We start from the raw sequence: 22003 nt of genomic DNA on the forward strand, positions 1-22003 counted from the left end.
AAGAAGGGGAAGAAATATGAAAAACTTTCCAAATAAAAGAGATTTCTTTTATATAGTTGGGTTTCTTGTAATAGCTATCATATTTATTATTTCGGGACGTTTATCGGATAATACAAATGTTGTAGATTATGTTGGGTTTGCAGGAACAATTGTTTCGATACTCCTAGCGGTTATTGCCATTATTTATTCCTTTTATCAAAGCAGTACATATGAGAACTCAACACAAAAATTGGACATTACCGCAAGTAAGATTGAACAGATTACAAATGAATTATCAGAAGTAGCACATATTAGTGGGAACATCAAATCACTTAAAGAAACTGTTGATACCATCAATAATATTGTTAAGAACATTGAAGAAAATTTGTATGATGATATCAATAAAAAGCCTGAAGAAACTACATTTAATAAACATAACTTATCAAATGAAGATAAAAACATTGAAGGATTTCACCATAATAAACAGTTCTTTGAAAGTGTAGCAAATAATTTAACAGTTTTAGCTTCAATAGTAGTTGTTTGGATTCAAAAATCACATAAATTAGAAGTTAACTTCAATATTAAAGAATGTACCAGTTACTTTTTAGAAAGCGTTATGTTAGAAAAAGAAAAAAACAATACTCGATATATTGGGATGGAAAATGCCATAAATGGACTTTTAATAGCATATGAACATCTGGATTTCTTTGAATTGGATAAGGTAATTGATGGTGAGTTTGAAGTTCTACGTTTTAACGAAATTTTTTCAGAAGTGATTGATGAGGAAAAAACTGATATGAGTTTGCTTGAATTACATTTCATGGATATAGAAGAAATATTGGCAAGAAGGAAGAAGTAATCAATATTAATTTATTGATTACTTTTTTTAAGGCTGTTTTCGTAAGGTAGTTGTTATTTATCATACTTTTTCCTGTTTACAAAAATCTGCTAAAATATGTAATATAAAAAGAATAACTAATTAATTGGGGGAGAAATATGAATGTAGAACTAACAAGATTTAGGGTTAAGGAAGGTAAATCGGAACGAGTAGACGAATGGTTAAAGTTTCTAAACGAAAATATGAATGATGTGCTGATAACCCTTGAAGGCGAAAAAATGTATGTTGAAACTATATTTAGAGAACATCTAAATGGTGATGAGTATCTATATTGGTACTCTGTTCAAGGTCAAGGCGGACAAGGTGTGCAGGAATCAGACCACTGGATAGATAAAAAGCATTTAGAGTATTGGAAAGAGTGCATTGATGAAACATTCAAACCTGTTGATTTAAAAACGGAAGTAGTTATGATTCCTGAAAATATAAGACAAAATATGAAATGACCTCTTTTATTTGAGGTCTTTTTTTGTTCATTTTGTCATTTCAACAGTCGTTAAATATTTTGACAGCTGGAATAGGAATAAGCATTTGCTACACTCGTTTTTCAAGAAAGCGACAATCTATACGAAAACAGCCTTTTTTATATACAGAAACTTGCAAACAATTGGAAAAACTACTATAATGTAAATTGTTAGATTATCGTATGAATAGTGACGAATAGAAAAACCACAATTAACGTTCGAATAGACGGAGAAATCACGGTTTCTCAATGATATATATACTAATGAAATTTTTAGCACGACTCAAAATCGTGTTCCTCTGGAGTGCCGGTTCGACCCCGGCCACCGGTATCATGAAAGCTTATAGAAAAAAGGTCTCAACTTAATTGTTGAGGCCTTTTTCTTTGTCTTTTACACGACAAAAATAACTAAGAATCGTGTGCGTAGGAGGTCTTTAACGGGAAGATGAACTAAGAATTATTAAGAAGAAGATTTCAGATGATGAAGCATATGAAGCCTTTTTAAGGACTGCTATTTAAGAAACTTAAGACCAGCGGCGATTGAATACTACAAAAATGAATTTCATGGATCAAAGAAGATAATTAATAAGCAGCTCGTTGAATGGGTACAAAAGGAAGTAGAAAGCTTAATTCTCCAGAGTAAGGAACTAATGAAAGTTACTACTATTAATACCCTGTTGAGAGCTCTAAAGAGATTCTTTGTTCTTCTAATAATGATAATGTTCCCCCTAACATCATCTACTTCAATGCCTACAAGTTCAGACAATCTGACTCCAGTATCTAGGAAAACAAGTATGATTACTTCATCTCTAAAGGATATAAACGTTTTTTCTTTTCTAATTGTCCTTATAAGTTTCTCAATTTCTTCTTTATTGTTTTTCAATTGTCTTTTGTCTATCCCTTAATAATTTGATGTTCCTCATTGTGTTCTTTACGATAAGTTTGCTCTTACATAAAAAGTTATAGATGAAAGAACGGTTTACTTATTTGAAACGACAAAAGGGCAGCTAAGCAGATATATAAAGATAAGAGGAGACGTTGAGACGACCAAACTGTCCATAAGCCAGGATAATAAAGAATTAAATCGACAAAGCATTCAAACTAGGCTTACTAAGTATGGGAAGGAAGCAATGATAAATAAGCGAGTTAGTCCTCATACATTTAGACATACGATGGCTAAGAGGATGATTGTTTCAGGTGTGGATGCATTCTCTTTAATGCATTTACTTGGTCATATAGATATCACTGTTACTAAAAGATATGTGAATATATGGGGACAAGATCTGGAGCAAAAGCATAAGTTGCACGGAGCATTAAGAGGATTAAAAATATAGTAATATATCCCAACCTTTACTTTACAAACGAATGTTCGGTGTCTTTTAATAATAAAAGAGATGGCAAATGAGTTTGGCGGCTCTACCATCTCTACACAAAAAACAGAAGAATTAACTTCTAATTAAATTTTAGCAAGTTTCTTTTTCTGTATCAAAAGGGGAAAAAGAACATGAATTTATTATCCATACTTGGAGGCAATGCGTTTGTTATGTTCAATAAAGAACTAGCTCATGAAGTATCAGTCAACGGAGCAATTATTTTTGGACAGTTATGTTCAAGCTATGAAAGTTTTGGAAGTAAGAAAATGCTAACTGTACGAGATGGTAAAGAGTACTTCTATTTAACTAAGTGGAGTTTTGGAAGAAGAAACAGCTTTATCATACAGGCAGCAATTGAAAGCAATTAAGGATTTAGAAGATGCAGGATATATCGAATCGGTAATCATGGGTTCGCCATCTAAGAAGTACTTTCATATCACAGATAAAATAGTGCAGCATTTACTTCCAAAAGTTGTTGTCAGCTCTGACAAAAGAGCAGACCTAAACGAGGAAAATGAACAAGGAACTTCAGCACAGAAACAGTCTGAAGATTTTTTGAGCTATGACAAATGTGTAACCCTAGCAATAACAAAAGAGCAATCCAAGCCTGTACAAAAGTTACCAGCTTATAAAAGGAAAAATAAAAAAGAACAATATAAAAATATTAATAATTATTTTGTTAATAAGAAATCGGTTAACAACGATGAAATAATAAATAAATTAATTTTGAATATCGATTAAAAGGATTGAGTAAAGAAGTTTGTTATAGGGTCTTAAAAGAGGTAGAAGCAAATCGTGAAATAGATAACTTTGGAGTTTACTTTAGAACTTGCTTAGAAAACACCTTATATAATAGCCAATTGAAGCATGGACAAATTGATCTTTATGAGATATTTGAAGGAAGATTAAATGATTCCAATGTTCAATTAATGAACTGGTAAGATTTATATAATCCTTAGAAGTCTCAGGATACTCTGTATTGGTTTCCAATAAATTTTATATAGAATTATAGGGAGTAGTTTAATGGCCAATACAGAGTGTTTATTAATCCCATCTAATCAATTTAGATTTAGATGATTTTGAGGATTAATAACTTATGCTCAATTTTTTTATTATAAGATAAAAATTTTATATCTATCTATATGGTTACTTAATAGTTTAAGATTATTTGTTAATAGTTTATGTTAATATAATAATGGTTAGCTTATCCATAAAAGGATGTAACTGAAATGAGTGATAATCGAACTATGACTCGGAGGAACTTATCATGAATAAATTTAGATGGTCAATGTTTGGACTTATAGCTGCAGCAGCAATTATTTCAGTGGTAATAACAATTTATCAGAATGCTAAAGAGTATGAAGCAAAGTATAATAAACCAAATTCAGGTGATATTGCCGTCATGGACGTTACGGGGCATATTAAGAAAGATGAAGATATGGAAGAACAAACTTCAGAAATTGGTGGAGTTCAAGATGAAACTGGTCTTACCCAAAATTCAACTCAAGAAGAAGTTATGGATGTTATGCACCATATGACTCATCAAAAAGTTATTGCAGAAGAGAAATGGGGAGCAGTTGAGATGAATTCCGAAAACATCAATGCAGTTTACGATATTGTGGTTGATAGCGATTTCATGCTTAAAGGTGATTTGTTAAATATCGTATCTGGTTGGAAAGAAGGAAACTTTGACAACGTCGCTCAAGATCATAACTACTTTTGGGAGTATCAAAATGGAACTGTTGGAAAAGCCACCGGAATCCTTAACACAGATGAAGAAGCAGAATTTATCGATAATAACTTTTAACAAACTTAATGATGTCAGGAGCAGGGGGATTAATAATGAAAGTACTGTCGATGATCCAGCCTTGGGCAAGCTTATTTGTCCTTAGGGAAGCCGAATATGAAACAAGGACTTGGAGAACGCATTATCGGGGTCCTCTTGCTATTCATACGAGCAAAAAAGTAGATAAGCCCACCTGTAGACTGGATGGAGTTGCCGAGCTGCTGGCTAAGCATGGGTATACAGAAGATAATCTGCCGACCGGAATGATAATTGGAGTCTGTAAGCTGAAAAACTGTTAGAAAATATAAGAAAACAATGGAAACTGGGCGGTCTTAGAAGATAGTCGGGTTATTTCAGGGAACGACTTGTTTTTAGGGGATTACAGAGTTGGCGGCTATGCCTGGGAAATTGAGGACATGCGGATGCTCGATCAATATATTCCTGCAAAAGGGCCGCTTGGGCTGTGGGAGTTTAGCGGAAAGATATAAGTATCAAACCATAGTGGCACTGAATCTGGAAATTCTATGCTTGTGGTTCTCTTTGGGGTTGGCATTTGATTAGGAATTTACTGTTTTTTGGTGGTTTTTCATAGTTCTGAGACTAATTTTTGCTTGTTTCCCCATTGCGCGGTTCAAAAAGAGGGAGAAATATGATGGTTTTTAAGGGATATCGGTTTCCACAAATGGGGAATTTAACATTTTTTAGCCCGACTCAAAATCGTGTTCCTCTGGAGTGCCGGTTCGACCCCGGCCACCGGTATCACCAATAGCGAAGAATCGCTATTACATCAAGCTTCACACTTAATTGTCTGAAGCTTTTTTGTGTTCATGACGCACTACAGAACATGTACAAATAATGTGCGGGGGCATTATGCAATGGTTTTTAATCACTCCAGAATGAAGGGAATTGAAACCAAGGAGCAAACAAAACCGAATCAAACAATTGGCAGCTTATCGGAGTTTAAAAGATGATAGAATCTTATGCACTGATATCGTTTATTTTATCAACGTTTGTTCTTACAATTAAAAAGAAAAAACGAATGGGTCAAAGAATATTAACTCTGCCATTCGTTTCGTTAACTTTGATAAATGATTTAGAATTCAATATTCATAGCATTCAAGTCTGCTTCCGTATAGCCAGAAGCGGAAAGTGCGATTTCAATTTTTTCAGCAGCCTTATAATCAAATAATTTGAATTTAGACATTAATGCGAAAGCATTTTGATTTTCGATCGCCAAGGCAACAGCCTCCACGTCTTGCAGTAACTTCAGGTCTTCAATGTAGAATTGAGCGGTTCTCATAGCTAAATACTCATTCGTTGTAGTCGAACTGTAGAAAAGCCTTGTTAAAGTGGCGATTGCGTTAGGAACGAAAATCTTATTCATAATTACCCCTCCACTATTCATAATATTCTGTCACCTGAGTCATTACTAGTATGAGTCACTCTAAAAATGTTGTCAATCTTTATCTTTTGAGCATTTTTACTCACCAGTTGAAAGTAGGTATATATTGAAATTGAGTAATAAAATATCTGAGACTTTTCCAAAGGCAAAAATCATTGCACAGGGCGCACGAAGTAGGCGAAAGAATGAAGTTTGTTTACGAAACGGACCAAATTATATGTACCATGTTGATTCAAGCTCGATCATAACCAATTGGATTATATACTTCATCCATTTACTTTATTCAACAAATGGGCCATTTTTTTCAGAAATTCTTTCAATGATGAATTCGTTTCTGTGTTCGAAACTTTTAAACGGTTTATGAAACAGCAGATCCTTATAAACTGTACAGAAGGCGGGCTTCCACATTCCGCAGCTCTCCAGATGAAACACTATCAGCCACAATTATTTGCATGGTTCTCGTAGCTGTCATTCGTTTGTCTGGATGCTTCAGTTGTAGCTGCTGTTGTATCGCCCGGAAAAGTTCATTATTTTCTGGACGGTTGGCGTTATAGATTTCTTGTAAACTTTTTGATTTTCCCATGACCTTTCCTACTTTCCATCAAGTGTGAAATACATATGAAAGCTTCTTATGCGATAATATTCGTATGTTTTATATTTCCGTCTTATCGCTTCTAATTCCTTCTTTTTTCAATTAAATCTTTAAAGAACAGAGAAGTTCCCCCTGTTTTTTTACAAGGCGTTAGCGCACCTGTCTTACAGCTTGACCTTTGTTATATATGTTGTTGTTCAAGATCAAAGTAATTCTGAAACACGATCTGCGTAGGAGTACATTATTGTGAGGATAGAAAATTCATATGAGGCATGATGCATTACTCCCGTTATCATCAATAATAAAAATGATTGCAAAATCTCTTTTTCAGTGGGAAATGCCTAATTTGCCTGAGGATTTGTCTTTTTTTAAACAAGGAAAGGTCTGGCTGGCTACTTCTTCGGATGAAAACAATGCTTCATTTTCCCTGAGAATGAAACCGAAGCTTCAAAAATTATGGGTATTGAAGGTTTAAGAGTTGAGGAATTGGATGTTTAACCAATGATATGTCTTAGAATATAAACACATAACAAAAAAAGATGAACCCTTTGATTCCACCGAAGCATTAAAATCAAGATCTCAACGATAGTGTGAGGTCTTTTTTCTTTTCTTAAAACTAGACGAAAATAATTCAGAACCAGATTAGGGAAGTATGGTTGTACCTTACAAAGGGCTAATTAGTATCAATAAGAAGCATTTGAAAATTTCTATAAAGAATTATTGTTTAAGAAAACCAAGACCAGGAAAGTAGCCGCTTCGCAGTTATATAAATAATATCGATGAAATATGGCAATAAATAAAAAAACACTATCTAGGAACACTTCACAAAACATATTTTCTAAGGGGCGGAAAATTGTGAACAATATGGGATGTCAATGCAGGTCCAATGACGAATTACAGCAACTGGTTGATGAGGCAAAAAAATATACGAGTAACGGAACAGTGGCAGACTATATACCGGCTCTTGAAAAGGCGAATCCTGGGGATTTGTCTGTTGCTATTTACTATCCTGACGGGAAAGGATATTGTGCGGGTGATGTAAGCGGTAAAATGACCCTGCAAAGCATATCAAAAGTTTTGACACTTGCTCTTGTATTAATGGAAAAAGGGGAGGATTATGTTTTTTCCTATGTAGGAAAAGAACCCACTGGCGATCCTTTTAATTCGATTGCCAAGCTAGAGACAAACAAGCCATCCAAACCGTTAAACCCCATGATCAATGCAGGAGCATTGACTGTGACCCACATGATTGAGGGTGCCAGTGTAACCGAGCGATTTGAACGTATTTTACATTTTATCCGGGAGTTGACGCAAAATCCGAATATCGGCTTTAATGAAGATGTTGCCCGGTCAGAATATAATACAGCAGACTTGAATAGGTCGTTAAGCTATTTTTTAAAGCAGCATCATGTAATAAATGAGGATGTGGAGGAGTTAATCGAATTGTATTCAAAGCAGTGTGCCATTGAAATGGACAGTCAGGATTTAGCGAGGATAGGCTGTGTGCTGGCCATGAATGGGAAAGATTTGCTGACGGGAAGGCAAATCATCCCCGGGGACATTGCCCGTATTTGCAAGACATTCATGGTTACCTGCGGCATGTATAACGCATCAGGTGAATTTGCCATTAATGTTGGCATACCGGCTAAAAGCGGTGTGTCAGGGGGAATCATGGGGGCCGTCCCCGGAAAATGCGGGATTGGAATTTATGGTGCAGCGCTGGATGAGAAGGGGAACAGCGTTGCCGGGATAAAAATCTTGGAAATGATGGCGAAAAAGTATTCCTTAAGTATGTTTAATTTGTAAACATTGAAACCAGTACCGAGTCAGTCGGATGTTAAATGAGTTCAGTGTAAAGCCTTAAGGAAACAAATCATTTACTTTCAAGGCAAAAAAAAAGACCTCTGCATAAGGGCAAGGTCTTAGGACTATTTCATAACAAGTTGGAGAAAAGAGATACTTTTTTATATAAAGCATTTACCTCTTTATTTCGATGTTCCCCGATTTCATTTTTTAGCTGGCCTTCAATATCGGTCATTAGATCAGCTAACTTCAATGCCTTTTGTCTGTCGGAAATATTGCTGCGAATGATAGATTCATATTTTGCATTGTATTCAGTCAATGACATTTCTTCCGTCCTCCCATAGTGTAAAGTCATTTAAGCTGTCCTCTGTCCCTTCATCAGCAATCCCAATGTACTTAAGTGTAATTACAGGATGTGAATGGTTAAGGATCATTTGTAGCTCAGCAAGATTCTTACTTCGTTTATAGTGCCAGTAACCGAATGTTTTCCGCATGGTATGTGTACCGACGCCCTCGATGTCCACCATGTCCGCTGCTTTATTAAGCTGCCTGTATGCTTGTATCTTACTTATTGGCTTATCGCCCTTGCGTGAGGGGAATAGCCATTCACCATCAATGGTGGCTATATAGGAGGCCAATTCATTACAGACATTGTTAAGCTGTATCATTCTTGGCCTTTTTGTTTTCCCTTCCTTGATGATGACCTCAAACTTTCCTTTAATGTCCGTTATCTTCAGTGATAATAGATCAGTCACCCGTAATCCGGTATTGATGCCTAACAAGAACAATATGTAGTCTCTCTCGCTGCAATGTCTTTTCAATGACCATTTCATATCATCTAATTTTTCCGATGATCTGATTGGTTGCACGTCTATTAAATGTTCTTTTGGCAAAAGTGATCACCCTTAATTCACGCCAATGAAATCAGTATTTTGAATGTATACTTTTAAGAGTAACACTGAAAAAGGAGGGAAGTCAATTTGAGGGGGATATTGATATTTTTTGGACTGTCCATTTTATAAAGGGTTCGGTGTATTTTTAGTTGTTTATTGGATAAAAGCAATAAAAAACTTCTGGAACTTGATATAATGAAAATAGTAATATTTTTCTAAACTAGTGTTATTGATGGATATTTAATAGATGAATTAATTCATTCTGAATTTATATGCTTTAGCAGGATTGGGGAAACCACCATGAAGAGAGTTTTGGCTATATTGAAAAAATTACTGCCTATAATGTCAAGGTTGATTACCATTGCAATTATGGTTTTGGTTTTTTACTGCATGTTCATGTTCGCAGACCTGGATAATGAAAAGTCAGACAGCGAGCGTCATAACGAGCGGTCGGTGAATTTTGAAGAGATGAGCGATCAAGAGTCTGAAGAAATTCCAGCAGGTTCTATGGTGAACTATTGTAAAGATAGCGCTAATGAGAGTCGCTCCTCCAGTTGGTTTGGTATGGAAGTAAACGAAATGGAACCTAGCGAATATACGGTCGAATGCATTGAACACTTGGAATAGCAGCAGAGTTCCTACGGATCGAATTCAGGATTCACACCAAGGACATCAGGTACGTCACATCCAAGCGTCTGGCTTATTGGAATGGAGCGGAATGCACGGGAATAATAATTGTTTTCGAAAATAAGGTCTACACTGAAATGATTGGTGACGAACCGGGTACACAGCGGGGGAGGCCATATATTAGCCTGTTTGGATCCTAACCAAACAGGTTTTTAGTATGAAAGGAAATCCAATGGAAAAAATGGAATAGAATATAATGAAGCATGAAGGAAAATTTTTCACCCCCATATCTTTTTCTCTTTCTGAAACGTTTAGAGGATAGAGGGTGTTGAAGGAGTGAGAAAAATGATAAATAAGTTGAGGGAAGATATTGCTGAAGAAAAGGATAACGGTGCAATTTTGCGTGAAGTTTATCCTGAATTGATTCGGTTTTGCCGATTCCTGACCCAAAATAATTGGGATGGGGATGATTTGGCTCAGGAAACGATATTGAAGGCAATGCAGGGCTATGGGAAGAAAACGGTGATAACAACAGCTTTATTGAAGACGATAGCCCGACATTCCTGGATTGATACGATACGAAAAAGGAAAAAAGAATCTTTAGACGATCTGTTGGATACCGAACAACTGGGGGCAGTTGGGGGAAATGTCTTTGAAACGGTTGAATATATAATAAAATCCCTTACCCCGAAACAAGCTGTAGTGTTCATATTAAAGGAAGGATTCCTCTACCGGTCAAAAGAAATCTCAGATTACTTGAACACCACGGAAACGGCTGTAAAGGCAATCTTGAACCGTGTGAAGAAGCGTTTTGAGAATGACGTTGAAGATCGTAGGTTGTCTTGCGTGGAAGATTGGCAGGATGAGGAGGAGCAGCGGCTCATCTCCCTGATGACACAGGCTTTAAAAGCCCAAAATCCGGATATCCTCATTAGAAGCATCCCATCTTTCAAATCCCTGAACAGTGAGTCGATGATTCCTAAACTGATGAATCGTTCGAATCTTTCCAAATCAAGCTTCACTCCTTCAAACACACTCTCAATGGCTGCATAGCCAATATTATTGTTAGGAGGAAGAAGAGATATGACCACCATTCCATATGTAATTGAGCAATCCAGCAAAGGTGAGCGCTCGTACGATATTTATTCCAGACTTCTAAAAGACCGTATCATCATGATTGGGGAAGAAATCACCGATCATTTAGCCAATAGTGTGGTAGCCCAATTGTTATTCTTGGCAGCAGATGCACCTGATAAAGAAATTACCATCTTCATAAACAGTCCGGGGGGATCGACCAGTGCCGGTTTCGCCATTTATGATACGATGCAATATATTAAGCCTGATATCCGGACTGTATGTACGGGGATGGCCGCATCATTCGGTGCCATGCTTTTATTGGCGGGTACGAAAGGGAAAAGGTGCGCTTTGCCAAATAGTGAAATCATGCTTCATCAACCGCTTGGTGGGGCGAGGGGGCAAGCAACGGAAATCGAAATTTCTGCCCGAAGGATTTTGAAGCTAAAGGATCATATCAATCAAATCATCTCCGAAAGGACCGGTCAGCCTATCGAAAAGGTGGCGAAGGACACAGATCGCGATTACTTCTTAAGTGCAAATGAGGCGAAGGATTACGGTATAATCGATGAAATAATCGTTCAGGATAATTAATTCTGATAAAGACGCCGGCTGTACGAAAACGAAAAGAAACTGCCGATATTAGATTGGCAGTTTCTTTTTTTACCTTTTACACCATACCTTGTTCCAAATACTATTCCAATCCACTACCTCAGCTTAACAATGCCCGGCACTCGGTATTATCAATTTTTCTTGTCTACTGTTGCTGCATTATATGTGACATCCAGTATGCAATAAGTGACGAATGAAACTTCTTGAAAAAATAGAATGGGATGTTGGGTAATTATCGATACCTGAAACTATGTAATTTTTATTGAAGGGATGAGGGGGGATGTGTTCCTTTTCTGGATAGTCCATCCATTCAATATGTTAAAATAAATAGTATCTGACATTATCAATCTTGGAGGAAGTTTTTATGAAGAAAACGCAAAAGGTTTTACTTATTAGTGGAATCTCTGCTGTTGCATTATTCGGGGTGGGGGTTGCTTCCTTTAAAATCATGGAGAACTCCAATGAGTACGAAAAAGCTCAACTGGTAATGGAAGCCAGGGAAGCCAAAGAACAAATTGAAAGAGAAAGAGAAGATGAAAAAATCGAAGCCCAAAGGGAAGCGAAAGCTAAAGCTGCGGAACTTGAAGCGAAAACAGCGATATATGATGGGATTGAATTTGAAGCAGGACTTGATGAAGGCTCAACCGAAATGGAAGTCATGGACGTCATGCATAAAATGACTCATCAAAAGGTTCGCTCGCAAGATAAATGGGGAGCTATACCGATGTCCCCTAAGATTATAGAAGAAGTTTATAAAATAGTGGATTCAAGTGATTTTCAGCATAGAGATCGATTGCTGTCCATTGCTGCCCGGTGGCGAGACTTTGATTTTAGCACGATCGTTCAGGACCATAACTTCTTTTGGGAAGACAAAGAAGGCACCGTTGGAAAAGCCCATGGAACATTAAGTCGGGCAGAAGAGGTTGAATTCATTGAAGTTAATTTTAAGTGAGGGGAAGGTACTGAAAAGACCAAAGGGCGAGTTGGCTAGTCCTGCTCAATAAAGAAAACACTCAAACTTCCTGCAATAAGGCCGTTTGAATGTTTTCATTCGCTTATGGGGCAGTCAAGTAATGGAAGCTTACCTTCGATACAGGAGTTTTATTTCTTAATAATTAGTCTGCTGGACTCGTTCTCCTTGTTTACGGGAACGTCTTTTCCTACTGTGACCCTGCGAACGACGCGGTGCTGGTCCCCGTAATCGGCAATAGCGTAATGCTGCGTGGCTAGGTTATCCCAAATGGCCACGTCGCCTTCACTCCATTGCCAACGCACGGTATTTTCTAAGCGCGTGACGTATGAATCGAAGATGCTTAATAATCTTTCGGATTCACTTGTTGTATAGCCTTCCACTCTACCAGCAAAGCCACCTAATAACAAATGCCTTTTTCCGGTTTCGGCGTGTACGTGAACGACTGGGTGCCTTGTTTTATAAATGGTCGATTCGAATATATCACGATACTTCTTTTTAACCTCATCATCAATGTTTTCGGCTGGTTTGAATTGAGCATAATCATATTCATTTGTATGGATTGCCCATAGTCCGTCCGCTAATTTCTTCAATCCATCCGGCAGGTCCTCATATGCTTCATTCGTATTGGCCCAAACTGTATCTCCGCCGACATCAGGGATGGTTACCCCTCTTAAAACAGAGTATTTAGGAACCTCTGGAACGAAAGTGACATCAGTGTGCCAATGGTTTGCTTTAGCACCGCGTTCGGAGTCAAGCTCGAAAATATAGTTAGTATTGTCTTTGACCGGTACTGTAGGATGTGCATAAGGCTCACCCAATAGTTTGGCAAATGCTTCTTGGCTGGCATCGTCCAAATGATTTTGACCTTTGAAGAATATGACTTTATGATCGTTTAACGCTTGTTTGATTTCATTGAAAATAGTTAAATCCAAGTCCCCGCTTAATTGCACTCCTTGAATTTCCGCTCCAATCCTTCCTGCTACCGGTACCACTTTCAATTGTTGTGTTTTAGTTTCCGTCATAATCAATCTCCTCCTGTAAGGTTAGTTTTTTATTTTTTAAAGGCATCATCAATGTATTCATTGTTGATGTGATTTTTAAAATTAAATGATTTCTTGATATAGCCCACACCAGCTAAAGTATCGATGGATTCTTGTTGTGCTTTGATGGCATCTTCGGTAAAGAAGATATTTGGTTCTTCGGCCGTTATTATTGTCTTTACCGTGCTCACAGGCAATTTAGTTTCTTTGGAATAAATTTCAGATACTTCATCTGGATTCTCAATTTGCCAATCGGCAGCTTTTTTATAAACCTTTAAATAGGCCTCGACAATTTCAGGATGCTCTTCGGCAAAGCCGTTACGTGCAATGATTGCACCAGGAGCTAATATTTTTCCTTTTACTTTAAGTGCGACAGCATTCCCTTTTTCAATATTATTAAGGTAATAGGGGTTCCATATTGCCCAGGCGTCCAATTTTTTGGTTTCAAAAGCCGCTTGAGCATCATCTGGTTGCAAATTGATGAGTTTAATGTCATCAGTCGTTAAACCATGGGCTTTCAACGCCTTGATTAAATACACATGCCCCGTTGTCCCCGAAGCAACACCGACCGTTTTCCCCTTTAAGTCTTCAATCTGCTTTATGTTACCTTTCGCTTGAGCCAGAATCCGAACAGATGACTCACCCCGGCCTGTTTGGGCAATCACTTCGAATGGCAGATTCTTATCAATGCCGGCAATCAGTGCACCATCCCCTAAAAAAGACAGATCAACCCGATTGGAAGCAAGGGATTCCAAAAGCGGGGGACCACTCTGGAATTCACTCCACTCTATTTGGGTATCCAGTTTAGAAAACTCTTCGTTGAACAATCCCTTTTCCTTTGCAATGACCAATGGTCCCATTTTGCCATTTAAGGCAATATGAACTTTCAGTGAATCACTTTTCCCGGAAGCTTTGCCGGCATCGGAATTACAGCCTGCCAATACAGCGATGCTAATGATGGCAAGTAGTACTGCGGTTAGATGTTTACGATATTCCTTCATGAATTCCCTCCTTTTTTACAGCTATACACATCTGGATAGTCAGATTAATGACAAAAAAGAGATTCAACGAAGAGTTTGCTTGGTTACTCTTCATTGAATCTCCGGTAGTCCAGTTGATTCACATGACCTTTATTTAATTGGCTCCAGTGTGAAGCGGATTTGTGTATGAATGCATCTTAACAGCTGTTAGAATTATCTGTCAATTATTTTTTTACGATTAATCCGATAAAATAAATTGGTATTAGGTGTTGATTATAAATAATCGATAAGTTAATATAAAATGAAATATTGAATCGACTAGTTAACTAGAGATTCAGCAAAGGGACAATATGTGCCTTTTTGCTGGATCTCTATTTTTTTTATTTGAGAAAGGGTGAGGGGATTGGTTGCAACATTAGAAATTAATCAAGTAAGCAAAACATTTAAGAATGAGAATGAAAGTGTCCATGTTTTGGATCATTTAAATCTGACCGTCAACAATGGTGAGTTCGTAACCATCATTGGTCCGAGCGGCTGCGGGAAAAGCACTTTATTAAAGTTGATCGCAGGACTTGATTCAGACTTTGATGGCACGATCATGGCAGGGGATCTTACGGTTAGCGGACCTTCTAAAGACCGTGGTTTCATTTTTCAGGAGCATCGCTTATTTCCATGGCTAAACGTGGAGAAGAATATTGCAGGTAACCTTCCATTAAAGAAACCGGACATTCGAAAAAGGGTGGATGATTTGATTTCACTTGTTAAACTAAAAGGTTTTGAGAAGGCGTATCCACGCCAATTATCCGGAGGAATGTCGCAGCGTGTTGCCATTGCCAGGGCCTTATTGCGTAATCCTGAAGTTTTATTGCTGGATGAGCCATTCGGTGCATTGGATGCATTCACGCGAACGCATCTTCAAGAGGCTTTACTGGAAATATGGGAGAGGAATAAGACAACGATGGTGCTTGTCACCCATGATATTGATGAATCCATCTTTTTATCGAGGAAGGTGGTCGTCATGGATGCAAAGCCTGGACGGATTAAAGCTATCGTTCCGATTGATTTGCCATACCCAAGAACCCGAACAAGCAAAGCGTTCCAGGAATTCAGATCCGTCATATTAACCCAACTTGAACATCATCCAGTAGAGGTGGAAGATTGGAGCATTTAATTGGATTTTTGAAAAAGGAAGGATGAAAATTATGTCTACACAGACCGTTGCACAAAACAAGCACCTTGTCATAAGGGAAACGACAAAACAATCCAAACTTGCCAAATCGGCATTGCGGGGTTCGGTCCTTCCCGTTGTCGTGTTGATTGCATGGCAAGCATTAGGTTCGGTTGGCATCCTGCCTGCCCAATTGTTCTCATCCCCTTTATTGATCGTCATGACGTTCATTGATCTCGTCCAGTCGGGGGAAATGGGCATGCATTTACAAATCAGTTTAACGCGGGCTTTTCTTGGCTTTGCCTTAGGTGGATTTTTAGGCTTATTGCTAGGGGTCATCGTTGGGATGCAAAAAAAATCCGAAGAGTATCTTAACCCAAGCATTCAAATGTTACGAACGGTTCCTTTACTCGCGATTACGCCTTTATTCATTATGTGGTTCGGGTTTGGTGAACTATCCAAAGTGCTGCTTATTGCTTTAGGTGCTTTTTTTCCTCTATATCTACAAACTTTTTTGGGTCTTCGGAATGTGGATAAAAAACTCTACGATGTTGCCCTAATCTTGGAGTTTAGCCGTCGGGAACAAATAACGAAGCTCATGATTCCGGCAGCATTGCCTAACATATTACTTGGTATCCGTTTAGCCTTAAGTGCGGCTTGGATGTGCCTGGTCGTCGCTGAATTGCTCGGTGCGGATAGAGGGGTGGGCTTCATGATCCAGGATGCCCGTTCATTCATGCAAACGGACGTCGTATTCGTAGGCATCATCATTTTTGCCCTCGCTGGTAAAATCTCCGACTCATTTGTCCGCTTTTTAGAAAATCATTTGTTGAAATGGCAAGATAGTTTTAAAGCCTAATTGAAAAAGGATGACCGCCCGGTGATGGGTGATCATCCTTTTTCTTATTAGGTATGTATGTTTAATCTATTTCTTTATATAAGGGCAAATAAATGGTGAACGATGTTCCTTTGTTCACTTCGCTCTGTACCACGATTTTCCCTTTGTATTTTTGAACGATGGAATAACAAACGGTCAGACCGATACCGGTTCCCCTATCTTTAAGCGAGTAAAATGGGGTGCCGAGTATTTCAAGCTGTTCTTTTGATAGGCCTATTCCTGTATCCGTTATTCGTATTTTTGCCATAGTGCGTTCCTGCTCTGTTTCCACCTTGATGAATCCGGGTTTGTTCATTGACTCAATACCATTTTTCATGATATTGACCAGTATCTGTTTAAGCTCGATGGGATTCATGTTAATGTGCAGGTCGTCACGGAAATCGAGAAGAAAGCCGATGTTGCGGTTATTGGCAAAACTGGTTAATAGGTCGGAAATCTTTTGGATTTCATCATTTAAAGGAATGACCTGTACATTATCCGTTTGCGGTTTTGCTAAAGACAAATAGTCATTGATAATCACTTGTGTATATTCAAGTTCCGTAAGCATGGTCTGTACATAAAATTTTTCCGTTTCATTCAGTTCCTTCTCTTGATCTAATAGCTGGGCAAACCCTTTAACGACTGTAATCGGATTACGTATTTCATGTGCAATGGTGGCAGCTAGCTGTCCGACTGAGTTCAATTGCTTGGCCTGCTGTATTTCCTTATGAAATGCATTATTGGATTCCATCCTATTATTGGTTCCTATGAATACGAATACCAATATGATTTGTATAGCGAAGAAATTAAGCGTGTTGCCGAAACTATCCAAAGCGACATATTCATAAGTGTGTTGAAGATCCGTTTTTGAAATGATCAAGATGGAAGCGGGACCTAATATGATATTTAAAGTGGCCACAATATAAAAACCGATTTTATCAAAGAGAAAAATGGGAAACAAGGGTGCTATAGCAAATAAGGCCAGCATGATGGCAGTATCCGGGAATATCCAAAATTTGCTATAAAAATAAACAGTAATTAAGAAAATGAAAAGGGTTTTATAAAAATTGACTTCTGTTTTTAAGAAAAATAACAGAGAAATTATCATCCCCGATATTAAAATGACCTGCAATGTCATCTCGTAGGGATTATCTTTCCAACTTATAGGTGATACAGAAATCCCAACTAATAGTAAAAAGGATATCATTGCCATGAAAGCCTTCAGTATAAATCGGTGTTTGTTTTGATAATATTGATAATTTTTTAACATAATTCCCCTTAGTATTAATATTCTGTTTGCTTAATAGTAATATGATACTAGTTTTTTGTAAATCAGAAAAAGATAGATTTTGTCATCGATAACCTTTCTATCTATATTATGGAAAGTTAATTCAACTTTTTGGTTGGGTAGAACGAACTGCATGAATGCCCTGTTTTTGATAGGTTATTTTAACCATTTTAACTACTATATTATTTCTTTACATTATATTCGCTGTAGATTCACATTCCCCTTTTAAAATAATGGTAATAATAGGAGGGAGAGAGGGAAATGAAAACGAATCTAAAGAAATTCGGTTTTTGTATGATGAGTGCGGCCTTTATATTGCAGGCTACTTCAATGGGGGCCTCAGCTGCAAATGGAAATCATTCCAATTCATCTATTTATGAGAAGAAAATTGTGAATGTCGCACATAGGGGAGCTTCTGGTTATGCACCTGAACATACCATTCCCGCTTATCAAATGGGAGAACAAATGAAAGGCGACTACATAGAAATCGATCTTCAAATGACCAAGGATGGTAGATTGGTAGCAATGCATGATGAAAAAGTGGATCGTACAACGAATGGTACTGGCCTTGTGAAGGATTTAACGCTGGCAGAAATCAAGAAACTGGACGCAGGTACTTGGTTCAATGAAAAATATCCACAATTGGCAAAAGAGGGATATGAAGGGTTAAAGGTTCCTACTCTTGAAGAAGTCTTTAAGAAGTTTGGAAAGAAGGCCAATTACTATATCGAAACAAAGTCCCCTGATGTGTATCCAGGAATGGAAGAAGAACTTCTGCAGGTTCTGGAAGAATATAAAATGGTGGATTCGAAGGGCCGTACAAAGAATGTATTAATACAATCGTTCAGTAAAGAAAGCCTTATGAAGGTTCATGACTTGAATCCAAAGTTACCTCTTGTGCAACTTTTTTCTTACAAGACCCAAGCAACCATTTCCGATGAAGAATTGGAATCCATAAAGGAATATGCAGTTGGCGTAGGCCCGAACTTCAGTAAAGTTGACGGACAATATGTGAAGATGGTTCGAAACCATGACCTCCAATTCCATCCATATACAGTAAATGAAAGAGCCGATATGAAAAAGGCGCTTGAATGGGGTGCAACGGGGCTGTTTACGAATTATCCCGATGTGTTCAACGAGGTACTAAGTGAGTATAAGCACAAAGATAATGGAAATAAAGTTACTAAATAAATGGTTTCAAATGTGAGTTCCGGTTTCCGGGGCTTTTTTTTGTCATCCAGGTGCAGCATAATGGGCGATTAATTCTTGGGGAAATTAGATGTCCATAGGCTTAGTAGTCTTTCGGACGGGTATATAAAATAAAACAAGAAAATTTTAGGAGGTTGATTATGAAGGCTGTAACTTTTCAAGGAGCAAAAGATATACAAGTAAAACAAGTTGAAGATCCGAAACTTCAGCAAAAGGATGATATCATCGTCCGAGTGACTTCAACAGCTATATGCGGGTCCGACCTCCATATATACCAGGGTGCTTTGCCGACGCATAAAGATTATGTCATTGGCCATGAACCGATGGGCATCATCGAAGAAGTGGGTCCGGAAGTGACAAAGGTGAAAAAAGGGGACAGGGTTGTCCTGCCTTTCAACATTTCTTGCGGGCACTGTTATTATTGTGAACATGATATGGAGAGTCAATGTGATAATTCCAACCCTAATGAAGCGGTGGATACAGGCGGGTACTTTGGTTTTACTGAACGATATGGGAACTATCCAGGCGGGCAGGCAGAATATTTAAGGGTGCCATATGGAAACTTCATGCCGTTTGTCATCCCGGAGTCATGCGAACTAGAAGATGAGTCACTTTTGTTCATGTCCGATGTGCTGCCAACCGCATATTGGAGTGTAGAGAACGCTGGCATCAATAAAGATGATACGGTAGCGGTATTGGGCTGTGGGCCGATTGGCTTGATGGCTCAGAAGTTCGCTTGGATGAAAGGAGCAAAAAGGGTCATTGCCATCGACAATCTACCTTATAGACTCAAAAAGGCTAAACAGATGAATAAGGTAGAGGCGTATAACTTCGATGAATATAACGATATGGGCAGCTACATTAAGGAAATCACTTCAGGCGGGGCCGATGTGGTCATAGATTGTGTGGGAATGGATGGGAAGAAATCGACGATAGAGGCGATTGAGCAAAAGCTGAAACTTCAGGGTGGAACGTTAAGGGCAATCGAGATTGCCCTTAACGCCGTACGTAAATTCGGCACGATCCAATTGACTGGCGTATACGGATCGAAATATAATATGTTCCCATTAGGCAATTTATTTGAGCGGAACATTAACCTGAAAATGGGACAAGCACCGGTCATTCACTACATGCCCAAACTTTTTGATAAAATCACGGCTGGAGAGATCGACCCTACGGAAATCATATCCCATAAAGTCCCTCTCGAAAAAGCGAGTGAGGCTTATCAAATCTTTAACGATCATGAAGATGAATGTATTAAAGTGGTGCTAAAGCCATAATGTGTAGCTATAAAAATCCAATGCCCCTGAGCTGCATTGGATTTTTTAGTTGAGTTCGTAAATAGATAAAAGTGTATGGTGCATGATCGATAAACGTATAAATGACGCGGGATAAATGCTCATCCTACCCGTGAACTGAGGAAATCGGGGGTACACTGTTTTTTTTACTATGATGCTTTTAAAGGGGATTCCGGGAATGTGACGATTGACCCTTCCGATGATGAAGGAGAGATGCATTGCCGAGTGATCTTGATTAAGGGTTTTTGGTAAGGGAATGGAGTATTTATATTATATAATGATAGTGACAAAAGGAGGATGTTCAGATGGTATATAACTCGGCAGCAGAACTTTGTGAAGGGTTTGGTTATCCGCCCGTTCACGTTAAATTGACGATAGAGATCATCGATAAGAGATTGGGACCTGTAAAGGCAGAAGCGGAGATTGCCATCAAGCCTGTTAAGTCAAAGGGTTATCTGGAAGTATTGGTGGAAGAATTGGAATCGGAGCATATCTTTGCCGATGAAAATGGCAGTATCTATGGCAGCTTCGGCATCGATCAAAGCATCCAGATATATGATGAAGTCCTGACTACCATTCCGTTCGAAGAGATAATGGGAAATGAAAATTGGAAAGAGACAGTTGAGGAATCCATCACGGCGGATAAACTAAAGGAACAACTGGGTAAATCCCTAAATGATTATCAATTCAGTGATTTGAGCGGGAAATATAAATTCAGGAAAAGATGTACGGTAACAGAACTCCAATTCATAGATTAAACGAAAGGAGAAGGCGATATGCTTTCTCTTTTTTACATATGGCCATGATATTTTTCCTTATGATAATTAAATGCTTGCAGTGACACAATCTGTGAGAACCTTTAACCATGCACAAGGGGAGCTCAGTAGGCTTTTAATGGTTTCAACTTGCATTTATTATATAGCTTTACATAGGTTAATATATTGTTAAGGGCTTTTATAAGAAATAGAAACGAATATTTTAAAAGATAAAAAGGAGAATATATGAAAATTGGTTTGGTACGGCATTTTAAGGTGGCACATGAATTTCCTACTGGGAAATCTGTGACGGCGGATGATATGAAGCAATGGTTTGTGGACTATGATGCAGCGGATATTATTTATGGAACGACTTTATTTGGCGTGGAGGAATGGCAGGAATGTTATTGCAGTGATATGTCGAGAGCCGTCAAGACAGCGGAACACATCTTTCCAGGCACGGTTCATCGGATGGAGGAGCTGCGGGAAATACCTTCTCCCCCTTTGAGAGGAAGGGTTAAGCTGCCGTTCATCCTTTGGGCCATCTGGATTCGCTGCTGCTCGGTGATCAACAAGCAGACAAGGGCGGAAATTAAGATTGCAGAGCAAAGGATCAATAATGTATTGGATGAAGTCTTTGCAAAGGGGGAAAGGAATGTTCTGATCGTGAGTCATGCCGCCCTCATGGTATATATGAGGAAAGAGCTGATCCGACGGGGGTTCACCGGTCCAAAGTTCAAGATTGCCAGTAATGGAAAATTGTATGTATTTGAAAGCGGAAAAGGGAAATGAATATATGGTTCCCCACCGGAAAAGGTAAGCCATTTTGCGAAGAAAGAGGCATGTATTTTCCGAATAGTTATTCTTTTTTTATTGGTTGTGGTTTATTATTGTAATAGTGTAATTTTTACGAATT

General features: G+C 38.2%; 26 protein-coding genes. 18 read left to right on the top strand and 8 right to left on the bottom strand.

The genetic code is table 11. The features are described from left to right. Nucleotides 1-16: 16 nt before the first annotated feature. Both ADA55_RS12355 and ADA55_RS12360 read left to right on the top strand, forming a co-directional pair. Entirely contained in the window at nucleotides 17-838 is an 822-nt protein-coding gene (locus ADA55_RS12355) for a hypothetical protein (protein WP_048684214.1), read from the top strand. Nucleotides 839-975: 137 nt separating this feature from the next. Then, on the top strand, nucleotides 976-1320 hold the full coding sequence (locus tag ADA55_RS12360; protein WP_048684216.1) for a DUF6176 family protein: 345 nt from the start codon (nucleotides 976-978) through the stop codon (nucleotides 1318-1320). Nucleotides 1321-1899: 579 nt separating this feature from the next. On the opposite strand, the gene ADA55_RS28480 is transcribed toward ADA55_RS12360, so the two are convergent. After that, a complete protein-coding gene (locus ADA55_RS28480; protein WP_226990460.1) occupies nucleotides 1900-2220 on the bottom strand; it encodes a tyrosine-type recombinase/integrase in 321 nt (106 codons plus the stop codon). Nucleotides 2221-2362: 142 nt separating this feature from the next. Between ADA55_RS28480 and ADA55_RS28485 the strand changes: the two genes are divergently transcribed. From ADA55_RS28485 to ADA55_RS30510, 5 genes are all read left to right on the top strand, one after another. Continuing rightward, entirely contained in the window at nucleotides 2363-2671 is a 309-nt protein-coding gene (locus ADA55_RS28485) for a tyrosine-type recombinase/integrase (protein WP_235443561.1), read from the top strand. 170 nt (nucleotides 2672-2841) lie between these two features. Next, a complete protein-coding gene (locus ADA55_RS27760) occupies nucleotides 2842-3078 on the top strand; it encodes a hypothetical protein (RefSeq protein WP_053087397.1) in 237 nt (78 codons plus the stop codon). Beyond that, a complete protein-coding gene (locus ADA55_RS27765) occupies nucleotides 3029-3451 on the top strand; it encodes a hypothetical protein (RefSeq protein WP_142953049.1) in 423 nt (140 codons plus the stop codon). The genes ADA55_RS27760 and ADA55_RS27765 overlap by 50 nt, the downstream gene beginning before the upstream one ends. 526 nt (nucleotides 3452-3977) lie before the next feature. Next, nucleotides 3978-4517, top strand: a complete 540-nt coding sequence (locus tag ADA55_RS12375; protein WP_053087399.1) for a DUF6241 domain-containing protein — start codon at nucleotides 3978-3980, stop codon at nucleotides 4515-4517. Between the two features lie 35 nt (nucleotides 4518-4552). Further along, nucleotides 4553-4795: a hypothetical protein gene (locus ADA55_RS30510; RefSeq protein ID WP_226990461.1), complete on the top strand. Its 243-nt coding sequence runs from the start codon at nucleotides 4553-4555 to the stop codon at nucleotides 4793-4795. Between the two features lie 794 nt (nucleotides 4796-5589). On the opposite strand, the gene ADA55_RS12385 is transcribed toward ADA55_RS30510, so the two are convergent. Together ADA55_RS12385 and ADA55_RS12390 are read right to left on the bottom strand one after the other, a co-directional pair. Continuing rightward, a complete protein-coding gene (locus ADA55_RS12385; RefSeq protein WP_034305321.1) occupies nucleotides 5590-5880 on the bottom strand; it encodes a hypothetical protein in 291 nt (96 codons plus the stop codon). A 394-nt stretch (nucleotides 5881-6274) separates the two neighbouring features. After that, entirely contained in the window at nucleotides 6275-6481 is a 207-nt protein-coding gene (locus ADA55_RS12390) for a hypothetical protein (protein ID WP_048684218.1), read from the bottom strand. Between the two features lie 873 nt (nucleotides 6482-7354). Between ADA55_RS12390 and glsA the strand changes: the two genes are divergently transcribed. Next, nucleotides 7355-8296, top strand: coding sequence for a glutaminase A (glsA, locus tag ADA55_RS12400; RefSeq protein ID WP_048684349.1), 942 nt, complete (start codon nucleotides 7355-7357; stop codon nucleotides 8294-8296). Between the two features lie 127 nt (nucleotides 8297-8423). On the opposite strand, the gene ADA55_RS12405 is transcribed toward glsA, so the two are convergent. Together ADA55_RS12405 and ADA55_RS12410 are read right to left on the bottom strand one after the other, a co-directional pair. Then, entirely contained in the window at nucleotides 8424-8618 is a 195-nt protein-coding gene (locus ADA55_RS12405; protein ID WP_048684221.1) for a hypothetical protein, read from the bottom strand. Beyond that, nucleotides 8605-9126 (bottom strand): tyrosine-type recombinase/integrase, encoded by a 522-nt coding sequence (locus ADA55_RS12410; protein WP_048684352.1) that lies wholly within the window; start codon nucleotides 9124-9126, stop codon nucleotides 8605-8607. Before ADA55_RS12410 ends, ADA55_RS12405 begins: the two co-directional genes overlap by 14 nt. Nucleotides 9127-9486: 360 nt before the next feature. On the opposite strand from ADA55_RS12410, the gene ADA55_RS12415 reads away from it, so the two are divergent. The 4 genes from ADA55_RS12415 to ADA55_RS12430 all read left to right on the top strand — a co-directional run bounded on the left by ADA55_RS12415 (nucleotide 9487) and on the right by ADA55_RS12430 (nucleotide 12451). After that, the gene (locus ADA55_RS12415) at nucleotides 9487-9813 is read left to right on the top strand and encodes a hypothetical protein (protein WP_048684223.1); all 327 of its coding nucleotides are present in this window, start codon (nucleotides 9487-9489) and stop codon (nucleotides 9811-9813) included. Between the two features lie 345 nt (nucleotides 9814-10158). Beyond that, the gene (locus tag ADA55_RS12420) at nucleotides 10159-10866 is read left to right on the top strand and encodes a sigma factor (RefSeq protein ID WP_048684225.1); all 708 of its coding nucleotides are present in this window, start codon (nucleotides 10159-10161) and stop codon (nucleotides 10864-10866) included. A 30-nt stretch (nucleotides 10867-10896) separates the two neighbouring features. Continuing rightward, the gene (gene clpP, locus ADA55_RS12425; protein WP_034305312.1) at nucleotides 10897-11481 is read left to right on the top strand and encodes an ATP-dependent Clp endopeptidase proteolytic subunit ClpP; all 585 of its coding nucleotides are present in this window, start codon (nucleotides 10897-10899) and stop codon (nucleotides 11479-11481) included. A gap of 382 nt (nucleotides 11482-11863) precedes the next feature. Continuing rightward, nucleotides 11864-12451, top strand: a complete 588-nt coding sequence (locus ADA55_RS12430; protein ID WP_048684228.1) for a DUF6241 domain-containing protein — start codon at nucleotides 11864-11866, stop codon at nucleotides 12449-12451. 149 nt (nucleotides 12452-12600) lie between these two features. Here ADA55_RS12430 and ADA55_RS12435 read toward each other — a convergent pair whose 3' ends face one another. Together ADA55_RS12435 and ADA55_RS12440 are read right to left on the bottom strand one after the other, a co-directional pair. Next, nucleotides 12601-13494: a TauD/TfdA dioxygenase family protein gene (locus tag ADA55_RS12435; protein WP_048684230.1), complete on the bottom strand. Its 894-nt coding sequence runs from the start codon at nucleotides 13492-13494 to the stop codon at nucleotides 12601-12603. Between the two features lie 29 nt (nucleotides 13495-13523). Then, complete coding sequence (locus ADA55_RS12440) at nucleotides 13524-14513, bottom strand: ABC transporter substrate-binding protein (RefSeq protein ID WP_053087401.1); 990 nt, start codon at nucleotides 14511-14513, stop codon at nucleotides 13524-13526. Nucleotides 14514-14895: 382 nt separating this feature from the next. Here ADA55_RS12440 and ADA55_RS12445 point away from each other — a divergent pair, with 382 nt between their 5' ends. Continuing rightward, nucleotides 14896-15663: an ABC transporter ATP-binding protein gene (locus ADA55_RS12445; protein WP_048684232.1), complete on the top strand. Its 768-nt coding sequence runs from the start codon at nucleotides 14896-14898 to the stop codon at nucleotides 15661-15663. Nucleotides 15664-15685: 22 nt separating this feature from the next. Continuing rightward, the gene (locus ADA55_RS12450; RefSeq protein WP_048684234.1) at nucleotides 15686-16519 is read left to right on the top strand and encodes an ABC transporter permease; all 834 of its coding nucleotides are present in this window, start codon (nucleotides 15686-15688) and stop codon (nucleotides 16517-16519) included. A gap of 61 nt (nucleotides 16520-16580) precedes the next feature. Here ADA55_RS12450 and ADA55_RS12455 read toward each other — a convergent pair whose 3' ends face one another. Continuing rightward, entirely contained in the window at nucleotides 16581-17750 is a 1170-nt protein-coding gene (locus ADA55_RS12455) for a sensor histidine kinase (RefSeq protein WP_161798620.1), read from the bottom strand. Between the two features lie 336 nt (nucleotides 17751-18086). Here ADA55_RS12455 and ADA55_RS12460 point away from each other — a divergent pair, with 336 nt between their 5' ends. The 4 genes from ADA55_RS12460 to ADA55_RS12475 all read left to right on the top strand — a co-directional run bounded on the left by ADA55_RS12460 (nucleotide 18087) and on the right by ADA55_RS12475 (nucleotide 21879). After that, nucleotides 18087-19016 carry a glycerophosphodiester phosphodiesterase gene (locus tag ADA55_RS12460; protein ID WP_053087402.1) on the top strand — a complete coding sequence of 310 codons (930 nt, stop codon included), beginning with the start codon at nucleotides 18087-18089 and terminating at the stop codon, nucleotides 19014-19016. A gap of 158 nt (nucleotides 19017-19174) precedes the next feature. Next, a complete protein-coding gene (locus ADA55_RS12465) occupies nucleotides 19175-20314 on the top strand; it encodes a zinc-dependent alcohol dehydrogenase (RefSeq protein WP_048684239.1) in 1140 nt (379 codons plus the stop codon). Nucleotides 20315-20637: 323 nt separating this feature from the next. Further along, complete coding sequence (locus ADA55_RS12470) at nucleotides 20638-21090, top strand: hypothetical protein (protein WP_048684241.1); 453 nt, start codon at nucleotides 20638-20640, stop codon at nucleotides 21088-21090. Nucleotides 21091-21333: 243 nt separating this feature from the next. Further along, nucleotides 21334-21879: a histidine phosphatase family protein gene (locus tag ADA55_RS12475; protein ID WP_048684245.1), complete on the top strand. Its 546-nt coding sequence runs from the start codon at nucleotides 21334-21336 to the stop codon at nucleotides 21877-21879. The last annotated feature ends 124 nt before the right edge of the window (nucleotides 21880-22003 follow it).

Source organism: Bacillus sp. 220_BSPC, from assembly GCF_001054655.1.
GTDB classification, from domain to species: Bacteria; Bacillota; Bacilli; order Bacillales; family DSM-1321; genus Peribacillus; species Peribacillus frigoritolerans.